The organism is Oceanobacillus iheyensis HTE831 (assembly GCF_000011245.1).
In the GTDB taxonomy this organism is placed as follows: domain Bacteria; phylum Bacillota; class Bacilli; order Bacillales; family Amphibacillaceae; genus Oceanobacillus; species Oceanobacillus iheyensis.
The window spans coordinates 2,672,615-2,685,809 of record NC_004193.1 but is presented as its reverse complement, the minus strand read 5'-3'; the positions used below and the strand labels follow the sequence as shown (position 1 = coordinate 2,685,809).

The 13,195-nt window shown below is 36.5% G+C and carries 11 protein-coding genes; all 11 read left to right on the top strand.

Going from position 1 to position 13,195, the window contains the following annotated elements; translation table 11 throughout:
• Nucleotides 1-48 precede the first annotated feature (48 nt).
• Nucleotides 49-1,083, top strand: coding sequence for a ketol-acid reductoisomerase (ilvC, locus tag OB_RS13420; RefSeq protein ID WP_011067014.1), 1,035 nt, complete (start codon nt 49-51; stop codon nt 1,081-1,083).
• Nucleotides 1,070-2,617 carry a 2-isopropylmalate synthase gene (locus tag OB_RS13415; RefSeq protein ID WP_011067013.1) on the top strand — a complete coding sequence of 516 codons (1,548 nt, stop codon included), beginning with the start codon at nt 1,070-1,072 and terminating at the stop codon, nt 2,615-2,617. The genes ilvC and OB_RS13415 overlap by 14 nt, the downstream gene beginning before the upstream one ends.
• A gap of 16 nt (nt 2,618-2,633) precedes the next feature.
• Nucleotides 2,634-3,734, top strand: a complete 1,101-nt coding sequence (leuB, locus tag OB_RS13410) for a 3-isopropylmalate dehydrogenase (protein ID WP_011067012.1) — start codon at nt 2,634-2,636, stop codon at nt 3,732-3,734.
• Nucleotides 3,735-3,750: 16 nt separating this feature from the next.
• Nucleotides 3,751-5,157, top strand: coding sequence for a 3-isopropylmalate dehydratase large subunit (gene leuC, locus OB_RS13405; protein ID WP_011067011.1), 1,407 nt, complete (start codon nt 3,751-3,753; stop codon nt 5,155-5,157).
• 13 nt (nt 5,158-5,170) lie between these two features.
• Nucleotides 5,171-5,749 carry a 3-isopropylmalate dehydratase small subunit gene (leuD, locus tag OB_RS13400; RefSeq protein WP_011067010.1) on the top strand — a complete coding sequence of 193 codons (579 nt, stop codon included), beginning with the start codon at nt 5,171-5,173 and terminating at the stop codon, nt 5,747-5,749.
• A 100-nt stretch (nt 5,750-5,849) separates the two neighbouring features.
• Nucleotides 5,850-6,818, top strand: a complete 969-nt coding sequence (ilvA, locus tag OB_RS13395; protein WP_081427541.1) for a threonine ammonia-lyase — start codon at nt 5,850-5,852, stop codon at nt 6,816-6,818.
• A 572-nt stretch (nt 6,819-7,390) separates the two neighbouring features.
• The gene (locus tag OB_RS13390; protein ID WP_011067008.1) at nt 7,391-8,398 is read left to right on the top strand and encodes an ABC transporter ATP-binding protein; all 1,008 of its coding nucleotides are present in this window, start codon (nt 7,391-7,393) and stop codon (nt 8,396-8,398) included.
• Nucleotides 8,385-9,317, top strand: coding sequence for an ABC transporter ATP-binding protein (locus OB_RS13385; RefSeq protein WP_011067007.1), 933 nt, complete (start codon nt 8,385-8,387; stop codon nt 9,315-9,317). Before OB_RS13390 ends, OB_RS13385 begins: the two co-directional genes overlap by 14 nt.
• 7 nt (nt 9,318-9,324) lie before the next feature.
• Nucleotides 9,325-10,287, top strand: coding sequence for an oligopeptide ABC transporter permease (gene opp4B, locus OB_RS13380; protein ID WP_011067006.1), 963 nt, complete (start codon nt 9,325-9,327; stop codon nt 10,285-10,287).
• Between the two features lie 30 nt (nt 10,288-10,317).
• Nucleotides 10,318-11,208: an ABC transporter permease gene (locus OB_RS13375; RefSeq protein ID WP_011067005.1), complete on the top strand. Its 891-nt coding sequence runs from the start codon at nt 10,318-10,320 to the stop codon at nt 11,206-11,208.
• A 97-nt stretch (nt 11,209-11,305) separates the two neighbouring features.
• Nucleotides 11,306-13,147, top strand: coding sequence for an oligopeptide ABC transporter substrate-binding protein (opp4A, locus tag OB_RS13370; RefSeq protein ID WP_011067004.1), 1,842 nt, complete (start codon nt 11,306-11,308; stop codon nt 13,145-13,147).
• Nucleotides 13,148-13,195: the final 48 nt, after the last annotated feature.

Sequence of the window (13,195 nt, the reverse complement as noted above, 5' to 3'; positions counted from 1 at the left end):
AAATTGATTCACAATATAAAATAATTATAAACGGAGAGGGAGATTAAAATGGCAAAAGTATTATATGAAAAAGACATTCAAGACGGAGTATTGAAAAATAAGAAGATTGCAGTTATCGGTTATGGTTCACAAGGGCATGCCCATGCAATGAACTTAAGGGATTCTGGATATGATGTTGTCGTTGGATTACGTCCAGGGAAGTCCCAGGAAAAAGCAGAAGAAGACGGATTTAATGTGTTGTCTGTAGCAGAGGCAAGTAGTCAGGCGGATGTTGTGATGGTACTGCTTCCGGATGAAATGCAGCCAAAAGTATATGAAGAGAGCATTAAAGATAATCTTGAACAAGGGAACGCACTTGTATTTGCACATGGATTTAATATTCATTTCACACAAGTTGTACCTCCAGCAAATGTGGATGTATTCTTAGTTGCTCCAAAAGGACCTGGACATTTGGTTCGTCGTACTTTTGAAGAGGGAGCTGGAGTACCAGCTTTATATGGTGTACATCAAGATTATACTGGTGAGGCAAAAGATGTAGCACTAGCTTATTCAAAAGGAATTGGCGCTGCAAGAGCAGGGGTTCTCGAAACAAGCTTTCAAGAAGAAACGGAGACAGATTTATTCGGTGAGCAGGCAGTATTATGTGGAGGAGTTACTAGTCTAATCAAAGCTGGTTTTGAAACTTTGACAGATGCTGGATATCAACCAGAAGTAGCATACTTTGAATGTCTTCATGAAATGAAATTAATTGTTGATCTTCTTTATGAAGGCGGATTGGAAAATATGCGTTACTCCATTTCGGATACAGCACAATGGGGAGATTTTGTATCAGGTCAGCGTGTGGTAGATGATCAAACAAAAGAGCGTATGAAATCTATTCTTGATGATATTCAAACCGGGTCATTTGCTAAAGGGTGGATTTTAGAGAATCAGGCTGGCAGACCACAATTTAACGCGATTAATCGTAGGGAAAATAGACACCCAATTGAAACTGTGGGAAGGGAGTTACGTGAGTTAATGCCATTTGTTAAACAGCCAATTAATGCTAAGAAAAAGGATGTGAACGTCCATGTCCCGAATTAAGATTTTCGACACAACACTACGAGATGGAGAGCAATCTCCAGGAGTTAACTTGAATAAAGCAGAAAAGCTTGAGATAGCAAAACAACTTGAAAAGTATGGTGTGGACCGGATGGAGGCAGGGTTTCCTGCTTCCTCTAAAGGGGATTTTGAATCGGTGAAACAAATTGCTGAAACGATCAAGTCTTCCTCCGTCATTGCGCTTGCTCGTGCGGTGAAATCTGATATTGATATTGCTTATGAAGCGTTAAAAGGAGCAGAGAAACCTGCGATTCATATTTTCTTAGCAACATCTCCAATTCATATGACGTATAAATTGAAGAAATCACCAGAACAAGTGATTGAAACAGCCGTTAACATGGTCACTTATGCAAAAGAACGTTTTGATGAAATTGAATGGTCTGCAGAGGATGCAACTCGTTCGGATTGGAATTTCTTAGCGCAAATTATTGAAAAGGTTATTGAAGCTGGGGCAACCGTAATAAATCTTCCAGACACGGTGGGTTATACAACTCCTGAAGAATATGGGAAATTATTTCGATTTATCAAAGAAACAGTTCCAAATATTAATCAAGTTGCTTTATCTTGTCATTGTCACAACGACCTTGGAATGGCAGTAGCTAATTCAATAGCAGCAGTGGAAAATGGGGCTACACAAGTAGAGGGAACGATCAATGGAATCGGTGAGAGAGCAGGAAATGCGGCTTTAGAAGAAGTAGCTGTCGCGTTAAAAATTCGTTCTGATTATTATCCATTTGAGACAGGATTAATTCTGAAAGAGACGAAGCGTACAAGTGATTTGGTAGCAAAGCTAACTGGTATGTATGTGCAAGCAAATAAGGCGGTTATTGGAAGAAATGCATTTTCACACGAATCGGGTATCCACCAAGATGGTGTCTTAAAAAATACCGAGACATATGAGATTATTACTCCTGAAATGGTTGGTGTATCCTCTAACACACTATTTCTTGGAAAACATTCTGGAAGGCATGCGTTTAAAGATAAATTAAAAGAGTTTGGTGTTGAGTTATCAGAAGAAGAGCTTAAAACAGCATTTGAACAATTTAAATTATTAACAGACCAAAAGAAAGAAGTAACGGACGATGATTTATATACTATTTTAATGGATATTAAGACAGATTCAACTGTAGTTGATAAATACAAATTAATTCAATTTGGAGTTTCTTATGATACAGCAGCCACTCCAAAAGCAAATGTCATCTTAGAATCTCCAAATGGTTCACTAATCGAGGCAACGCAACAAGGAAATGGTAGTGTTGAGGCGTTATATAAAACGATAAATTACTTGATTGCAGAAAATATAACACTAGTAGATTATCAAATTAATTCGGTTGGTGGGGGGAAAGACGCCCTGGCAGAATCCCATGTTCAAATTATTATTAATGGAGAAACAATCAATGGTAGAGGGTCTGCTCAGGATGTGCTTCAAGCGTCTGCAGTAGCATTCATTCAGGCAGTAAATCGTTATTACGTTCAAAAGAAAGCAAATCTAACTCGACTTGTCTATGAGTCATAAAAGGAGGAAATAAGAAATGGAGAAACATATTATTTTGCTTCCTGGTGATGGAATAGGTAGAGAGATTATTGATTCTGCTAAACAAGTATTAACAGCAATAGCAAGCGAATATAATCATCGATTTACATTTGAAGAGCATGCAATTGGTGGAAGTGCTATTGATGAATATGGTACACCATTGCCTGATAAAACAGTAGATGCCTGTTCGAAAGCAGATGCAATTTTATTGGGAGCTGTTGGTGGTCCTAAATGGGATGCCAACCCGTCTCATTTAAGACCAGAAAAAGGATTGCTAGGGATACGAAAACAACTTGGACTTTTTGCCAATTTACGACCAGTTAAAACAATTTCTTCCTTATTATATGCGTCACCATTAAAAGAAGAAATTGTAAGTCAGGCAGATATGTTAATCATTCGCGAGTTAACTGGAGGAATTTATTTTGGCACACCTAGTGAACGAACAACTAATGGCGTAGTAGATACACTTCAGTACTCACGAGAAGAAATAGAACGAATTGTCGAGCGCGGATTCGAAGCTGCAAGAATTCGAAAAAAACATCTTACGTCCGTTGATAAGGCAAATGTACTAGAGTCTAGCAAACTATGGAGAGAAATCGTGGAAGAAAAGTCGAAAGATTATCCTGATGTAGCTGTAAACCATCTACTTGTCGATGCAGCTGCAATGAAGCTTGTTACACAGCCGAGTTTCTTTGATGTAATCGTAACGGAGAATTTGTTTGGAGACATATTGAGTGATGAAGCATCCGTACTCACCGGGTCTTTAGGAATGCTGCCATCAGCGAGTTTACGTGCTGATGGACTTGGCTTATATGAACCTGTACACGGGTCAGCTCCTGATATCGCAGGAAAAGGAATCGCTAATCCATTAGCAATGATTTTATCTGCTGCATTAATGTTAGAGCATTCTTTTGGCTTAGTAGATGAAGCGAAGGAAATAGAGCGAGCGGTAAATGATTGTTTATTACAAGGTTTTCACACAGCAGATATTCATATACCAGGTGGAGTTCAAGTTGGTACAAAGCAAATGACAGACGCAGTTTTGGAAAATGTAACAACAAAAAGTATTTCAGATTCTATATGTAGCTCGTATGTATAGGATGGAGGTGAAAGACGTGCAAAAACCACAAACTATTTTCGAAAAGATATGGGAAAATCATATGGTTCATGAAGAAGAGGGGAAACCAAGTCTTCTTTATATTGATCAACATTTGGTTCATGAAGTAACTTCTCCACAAGCTTTTGAGGGGCTTCGTTTAAATAATCGAAAGGTTCGTCGTCCTGACTTAACATTTGCAACGATGGATCATAATGTCCCAACTGTAAATAGGGAGTCATTTAAAGATGAAATTTCCAAAAAGCAGATGGACGCACTGAAGAAAAATTGTGAGGAATTTGGTATAAAGCTTGCTGATATGTACCATCCAGATCAGGGGATTGTACACGTAATTGGCCCGCAACTTGGTCTTACCCAACCAGGGAAAACGATTGTATGTGGGGATAGTCATACTTCAACACATGGAGCATTTGGTGCTTTAGCATTTGGAATAGGTACAAGTGAGGTCGAACATGTTTTAGCAACACAAACTATTTGGCAAGACAAACCAAAAACCTTAAATGTCAAAGTTATAGGTGAACTAGGCATAGGGGTAACTGCAAAAGATTTAATTTTAGCGATTATTGCAAAGTTTGGTGTTCAATTTGGTACTGGATATGTAATGGAATATACAGGTGAGTCCATTCGTAAAATGTCCATGGAAGAAAGAATGACAATCTGTAATATGTCGATTGAAGCGGGTGCGAGAGCAGGTTTAATTAGCCCTGATCAAACTACAGTAGACTACTTACGTGGACGTGAAATGGTTCCAAAAGGAGAAGCATATGATACTTTAGCAGCTGAATGGTTACAATTAGCTACGGATGAAGATGCTGTCTATGATGATACGGTTACTATTCATGCTAATGAAATTGAGCCTCAAGTTACATGGGGAACAAATCCAGGTATGTGTGTACCGATAAGCTCTTCTACACCATCTATTGAAAAAGCAAGTTATCCAGACGAAGTAGAACGTGCGCTTGAATATATGGGGTTAACAGAAAATCAATTAATGACTTCTATTGAAGTAGACCATGTATTTATCGGATCATGTACGAACTCGAGACTAAGTGATTTGAAAAAAGCAGCAGCAATTGTGAAGGGTAAAAAAGTGAAAGCTGGTATTCGTGCTATGGTAGTGCCCGGTTCATTTCTTGTAAAGCAGAAAGCAGAGGAAATAGGGTTAGATCAAGTATTTATGGATGCTGGTTTTGAATGGAGAAATTCTGGATGTAGTATGTGTCTAGGAATGAATGATGATATTGTGCCAGCTGGAGGAAGATGTGCTTCAACTTCCAACAGAAATTTTGAAGGTAGACAAGGAAACGGGGCTAGAACACATCTCGTCAGTCCAGAAATGGCTGCAGCTGCGGCAATAGAAGGACACTTTGTTGATGTTAGATCCTACGCTAGCGTCCCGAGTTAGGAGGAGATCTTAAATGGAACCATTGGAATTTCATAGTGGAAAGGTCTGTCCATTAAATAGAGCTAATGTAGACACGGACCAAATTATTCCAAAGCAATTTTTAAAACGAATCGAACGAACTGGTTTTGGACAGTTTCTATTTTTTCATTGGAGGTTCAATGATGATGGAACAGAGCGAAGTGATTTTGTTTTAAATGATCCGGACTATAAAGGTTCTAGCATTTTAGTTGCCGGAGATAATTTTGGTTGTGGATCCAGTCGGGAACATGCTCCTTGGGCCCTTGCTGATTATGGATTTAAAGTGATTATTGCACCAGACTTTGCCGATATTTTTTATAATAACGCGTTAAAAAATGGCATATTAGTTATTAAGATGGATGAGCAGCAAGTGAAGTCGTGGATGCAAAAAGCAGTAGATGGGTTAACATTAGATGTTGATTTAAAGCAACAAACGATTCAAGCCTCTGATGGAACAATAACATCATTTGATATTACGCCGTACCAACGTGAAAAATTAATCAATGGTTGGGATGATATAGCCTTAACCTTATTAAAGGAAGAAAAGATTGCGGCCTATGAATCTGCTAACTGAGATTTATTCCGCTGAATAAAGTTTCATTTTTTCGTTACAGAATAGAAGGAGAGTGAGTTGTCTTGGGGATCGCTTAACTGGTGAAAAAGTATACCAAGCTATGAAGAAATTAACACCGATTGTTCATCGTACACCATTAGTAACATCACATACAACGGATGATATTGTTGGAAAACATGTTTACTGTAAAATGGAAAATCAACAAAAAACTGGGGCATTTAAATTTCGAGGAGCAAGTTATAAATTAATGCAACTGTCAAAAGAAGAATTACAACACGGCGTAATTACAGCTTCAGCTGGTAATCATGCACAAGGTGTAGCTCATGCCGCTGCAAAATTAGGAGTTAAGGCAACGATTTTTATGTCTGAAGGAACGCCTCTAGCGAAAATTAATGCGACAAGAAATTATGGGGCAACCGTAAATCTTGTTGGAGAAAGTTTTCAAGAAGCTTATGAGGCTTCACTTCAACATCAAAAAGTAACTGGTGCTACGTATATCCACCCATTTGATGATTATGATATTATGGCTGGTCAAGGGACAATTGCAATGGAATTACTCCGCCAAGAAGACCGTATTGATACCATTATTGTCCCAATTGGTGGAGGTGGATTAATTAGTGGCATTGCAGTTGCTGCTAAACATGTAAATAGAAACATTAAAATAATCGGCGTACAGGCTGAAGGTGCTGCAGCAATGCATCAAAGTTATCATTCGAGCAAAGTACATTCTTTATCAAATGTTTCAACAATTGCAGAAGGAATAGCGGTAAAACAACCAGGAGATTTGACCTTGCCACTTATTCGATCCTATGTTGATGATATTGTTACGGTTAATGATGAACAAATTGCTTCAGCAATCATTTACATGTTGGAAAGAAATAAGACGTTAATGGAAGGTGCTGGTGCCGCTGCATTAGCTGCACTATTTGCACATAATGACACGATCTCATCCAGGCATTGTGGTGTTATAGTTAGTGGAGGTAACTTGGACATCAGTAATATGCAAAAAATACAACATCTATCCAGTAATATTAATAAAAATCCAGAAAGAGCATATGTGGCGCTATAAAAGGAAAAGTCTTTTGACCTAGGAAAAAGGTTAAAAGACTTTTTCTGTGTATAAGAAAATTAGATTGATAGATAATAAAGTTAAATTCGAGAAAAGCGAAATTTGTAATATTTTATGAAGGTTAATCCTATAATTCGACACTTTTCTTTGGTGAAAAAAATAAAAATTTCCAACAAAAAGAAATAGTGAAATACCTTGATCCTAAAGTGTTTTTAGATGGTAAATCCATTTATTTGTAAATTACTAATGTTAATTTTTATCAAAACTTATTGCTTTTCTAAAAATTATGAACTATAATTTTTTAATATATTAAGATTTGTTTACGATTATATTTCGGGTTGAATAAATGAATGATTACATAGTTGAAATTTCAGCTCACAAATCGTAATTTTACTATAAATTATTAGAAAAATCGCAAGAATATAAAATCAAAGGATAGTAGATTATATCGTTGTTCTTAATTGAAAATAAAGAGCATACGTTTAAGTTGGTATTATCCTGATGAAATTTGTAGCCGTCCAATAGTTACTAGACATATATCATATAAATTAATTTCATTAGGGGGATTAAGATTGAGTAAAGAACTTTTGAAGATTGAAAACCTAAAAACATCTTTTCGTATCGATAGTGAATATTATGCAGCAGTAGACGATGTTAGTCTAACCTTGCATAAAAATGAGGTATTAGGAATTGTTGGTGAGTCTGGTTCAGGTAAAAGTGCACTGGCATTTTCTATAATGCGATTACATAACAGAGCGAAAATTGAAGGGAAAGTTCTCTTAAATAATAAGGATATAGTAACCATGTCTAAGTCTAATTTGGATCAAATGCGTGGAGATGAAATGGCAATGATTTTCCAAGATCCACTTACTGCATTAAATCCACTAATGCCTATAGGAAAACAAATTGAAGAAGTACTTTTGCTTCATAAAAAAATGGGACAAAATGAACGGAAAAATAAAGTTATCGAACTTCTGGAAATGGTAGGTATACCAAGACCTAAAAATGTATATGAGCAATTTCCACATGAATTATCTGGAGGAATGCGACAAAGGGTGATCATCGCGATTGCGATTGCGAATGAACCACAGTTATTGATTGCTGATGAGCCTACAACAGCGTTAGATGTAACTATTCAAGCTCAAATACTAGATTTAATTCGAGATTTAAAAGAAAAAATCCACGCCGGAATTATATTGATCACGCATGACCTAGGTGTAGTAGCTGAAATGGCGGACCGAGTAGCAGTGATGTATGCAGGTCAAATTGTTGAAGTTGCTGAAGTGCATACATTGTTTGAAAATCCTTTACATCCTTATACAAAGTCTTTATTACACTCTGTACCCCAAGAAGGGGAAGATAAACTTCATGTTATACAAGGTATCGTACCAAATTTAAAAAATTTGCCGAGAAAAGGTTGTCGTTTTGCGGCACGAATTCCATGGATTGATGAATCTGCACATGAAGAGAATCCGGAACTACACGAAGTAGAGCCAGGTCACTTTGTTAGATGTACTTGCTACGAGAATTTTTACTTCCCAGAGGAATATAAGGAGGAACAATCCAATGGCATTTCTTGAGGTTAAAGATCTAAAAGTCTACTTTCCTATTAAAGGTGGAATATTTAACCGCACAGTAGATTATATCAGAGCGGTTGATGGGGTGTCTTTTGAACTAGAGGAAGGGAAAACCTATGGTCTTGTTGGAGAATCAGGATCAGGCAAATCTACTACTGGTAGAGCGATTATCGGTCTAGAGGAAGTTACCGGTGGACAAATTTTGTTTAATGGAAAAGATATCACAAGTCAAAAAAGCAAAGATAAAGAATTTAGAAAAGATGTACAAATGATTTTTCAGGATCCTTATTCATCATTAAATCCTAGAAAACGAATAATTGATGTTATTGCAGAGCCAATTAGAAATTTTGAAAAGCTTACAAAGGCTGAAGAGAAAAAACGAGTACAAGAATTATTAGAAATAGTTGGAGTCAGCCCGGACAGTATTTATAAATACCCACATGAATTCTCTGGTGGTCAACGTCAGCGAATTGGTGTTGCGAGAGCAATTGCTTTAAAGCCAAAATTAATCATCGCGGATGAACCAGTATCTGCATTGGATGTCTCCGTACAAGCACAGGTACTTAACTTTATGAAAGATATTCAAAAAGAGCTCAATTTAACGTTTTTATTTATTAGCCATGACCTTGGGGTTGTAAAGCATATGTGTGATGATATTTCTATCATGTATAAAGGTAGGTATGTGGAACAAGGGACGAAAGAAGATATTTTTGAGAGTCCGAAGCACATATATACAAAACGATTAATTGCAGCAATACCTGATATTAATCCAAGAAATCGTGATAAACAATTTGGTTTCCGAAAAGAAGTTTTAAATGAATATAACCATTCTTTTAATGATTACTTTGATCAGCAAGGATTAGCTTATAAATTGCAATCAATTTCGGATTCACATAGAGTCGCGCTACCGCAGAAAGGTTGATTTATACATGTGGAAATTTATAGTTCGAAGATTAGTAATCACTTTTCCCCAAGTACTATTTTTGAGTATTTTAGTATTTTTATTAGCACAGCTAATGCCAGGTGATGCATTAACTGGATTGATAGATCCAAATATTGATAGAGCAACTATTGATGAATTAAGAGAGAAAATGGGATTGAATAACCCTTGGTATGTACAATATGGAGATTGGTTAGGTGGAGCAGTACAGGGAGATTTTGGGCAATCATTTAGATTTAAAATGCCGGTTACAGAATTAATATCACAACGAATGGAAAATACAGTGTTGCTTTCCATCGTAACATTAATTTTTACATACCTAATTGCTATTCCACTTGGTATTACTAGTGGAAGATTTAACGATACAGTTCTTGATCAAAGTATAACTGGATATACTTATTTAGGTTTTGCAACTCCATTATTTATTTTTGGTTTAGTTATGTTATGGGTTTTTGGATATCAATTAGGTTGGTTCCCGACTAGTGGAAGTGTTGAGCCTGGGTTAGAGCGAGGGACGATGGAATATGCGATAAGTAAATTATATCATCTCATTTTACCAGGACTTTCTATGGCGTTAATACAAGTTGTATCGACGGTACAATACTTAAGAAGTGAAATTGTGGATACAAAGCAAAAAGATTTTATAGTTACAGCAAGATCTAAAGGTGCATCGGAAAGTAGAGTATACAACAAACATATTTTTAGAAATTCATTATTACCTATCGCAGCTTTCTTTGGATGGGAGATAACCACTTTAATTTCTGGAACAATATTTATTGAAAATATTTTTGGATTCCCAGGAATGGGTGCACTATTTTTAGAGTCAATTACTCAGCGTGACTATAGTGTAGTAACTTCCTTAGTTTTATTGTTTGGTATTGCTAATATTTTAGGGGCATTACTTTCTGACATTATTTTAAGTATCGTTGATCCACGTATTCGTATTAAATAGAAACAGCATATGTTTTGAGGTGAATATTACATGGAGATAAATTCGAAGGTTGTTGAACAAAGGAGTCCTTCCGCGTTAAGAATACTTATTAAAGAACTTTATAGAGATAAATTAGCTCTTGTTTCTTTAATATTTTTATTAGGTACAATGCTATTTGTATTTGGCACTTCGCTTATATTAGACCAAAAAGAGATTGTAAGTGTTGATTTGTTTGCCATACATGAAGCCCCATCTGATCAATTTATATTAGGTACAGATTATGGCGGGCGAGATGTATTCGGTCAATTAATCATTGGAACTAGAAACTCATTAGCGATTGGGATCATGGTTACGTTGTTTAGTGGTGCTTTTGGAATTATTTACGGTGTAGTTTCTGGATATTTTGGTGGCCATATCGATAACATTATGATGCGTATTTTAGATTTCTTTAACGTATTACCATTCTTAATGATTATTATTGTTTTCGTGGCAATTGTTCCTAGCTACAATACGTTAACTTTCTCTATTATTATGGCTGCATTTTCATGGATGGGGATAGCCAGATTAATACGATCAAAGGCTTTGCAAGAAAAAGAATTGGATTATGCACAAGCATCCAAAACATTAGGAACATCAAATTTAAAAATAATCTTTAATCAAGTGTTACCTAATATTACCTCGTTAATTATTGTAACGATGACGTTAAACTTAGCTTCTAATATTGGATTGGAATCTGGACTTTCATTTTTAGGATTTGGTTTTCCAGAGAATACTCCTAGTTTGGGTACATTATTAAGTTATGCTAGAAATCCACAAACACTTGAATTTCGCTGGTGGATTTGGATACCTGCAGCAATATTGATTCTGTTATTAATGCTTTCAGTAAGAAATGTTGGAGAGGCTTTAAGACGTGCTGCAGACGCAAAACAGCGTCGAGGTTAAGAAATATTTTGGTACCTACATCAAAATTGATGTTGAGTATATAAGCCGGTAGTCCTTGCTGGCAAGACAGAAACAATAACAAAGGGAGGTTACAAGGATGAGAAAATCTAGTTTAAGCAAGCTTTTACTCGCAATGATGTTAATGCTATTGTTAGTATTAGCTGCATGTAATGGAGGTTCTGATGATGCGGACTCAGAATCAGATGCAGGTTCAGACGCAGGATCAGATACAGAGGAAAATACGGATGAAGAATCTGAAGAGGGTATTTATTCAATTGATGATTTTTCTACAGATAAGACAAGTGAAGGGGAAGCAATTGATGGTGGTACGTTAAACTTCGGTTTAGTTACTGATACTGTATTTGAAGGTACCTTAAACTGGAATTTCTATTCAGGTGCGCCAGACGCAGAAATTATTGGACTATTTGATGAACCCCTTCTAAGTACTGATAATAATTTTAACTACACACAAGATGGAGCAGCGGAGTGGGAAGTATCCGATGATAATAAAACATTTACATTTACAATTCGTGATAATGTAAATTGGCATGATGGAGAGCCTGTTACAGCAGAAGACTGGGCATATTCTTTTGAAGTAATTGGTCATCCTGATTATACTGGTGTTCGTTATGACTCTACAATGACTAATGTTGAGGGAATGGAAGCTTATCATAACGGAGAAGCAGAAAGTATTTCTGGAATCGAAGTAGTTGATGAGAAAACGCTGAAAATCACATTTATTGAAGCTAATCCATCACTTATAGCAAGTGGAATTTGGCCATATGCAATGCCTAAACATATTTTTGAAGAAATTCCAGTTGCAGAAATGGCTGAGTCAGATGCTGTACGTCAAAACCCAATAGGTATGGGGCCGTTTAAAGTTGATTCCATCGTACCTGGAGAGTCTGTTACATTTACAGCAAACGAAGATTACTGGCAAGGAACACCAAAACTTGATGGTTTAACTTTAAAAGTAGTAGCACCGGAAACAGTAGTTCAAGCTTTAGAAACTGGTGAGGTTGATTTGGTTGATTCATTCCCGACTGATCAATATCCAGATGTTGCTGAAACAATGACAAATGTGGAGTTTTTAGGTCAAACAGATCTAGCGTATACTTATATTGGATTTAAATTGGGTAAATGGGATGGAGATGCTGGTGAGGTAGTACCAAACCCAGATGCTAAAATGGCTGATGTGAATTTAAGAAAAGCAATGTGGCATGCTGTTGATAATGATGCCGTAGGAAAGCAGTTCTATAATGGTTTACGTTGGAATGCAAATACATTAATCATTCCAGCATATCCAGATTATCATGATCCTTCTATTGAAGCACCAACTTATGATCCAGACTTAGCTAATCAGATTTTAGATGAAGCAGGATATGAAGATGTTACTGGTGATGGAATTCGTGAAAATCCAGATGGTGAAGAATTAGTGATTAACTTTGCTTCAATGTCTGGTGGAGATACAGCTGAACCCATAGCTAACTATTACATTCAGTCTTGGGAAGCTGTAGGTTTGAAAGTACAATTATTAGATGGACGTTTACAAGAGTTCAACACTTTCTATGATCGTGTAGAAGCTGACGATCCAGATATCGATATTTATCAAGGTGCTTGGGGTACTGGTTCTGACGTAGATCCTTCAGGATTATATGGAAGAAATGCTCAGTTCAACTATACTCGTTATGCGAGTGAAGAAAATGATGAATTACTAGCAGAAGGTGCATCAGAAGCATCTCTTGATATCGCACATCGTCAAGAAGTATACAAAGATTGGCAACAATTAATGGTAGATGAAATTCCTGTATTCCCAACACTTTATCGTGCAGTATTAGTTCCAGTTAACAATCGCGTAACAGATTACTCTATTCAATGGAGCTGGAATGGTTGGCATGAAGTTGGCGTAACAGAAGAAACACCACAAACAGTAGAATAATAGTATAAAGAAAAAACCCTACGTTGATAGGGTTTTTTCTTTATGCTT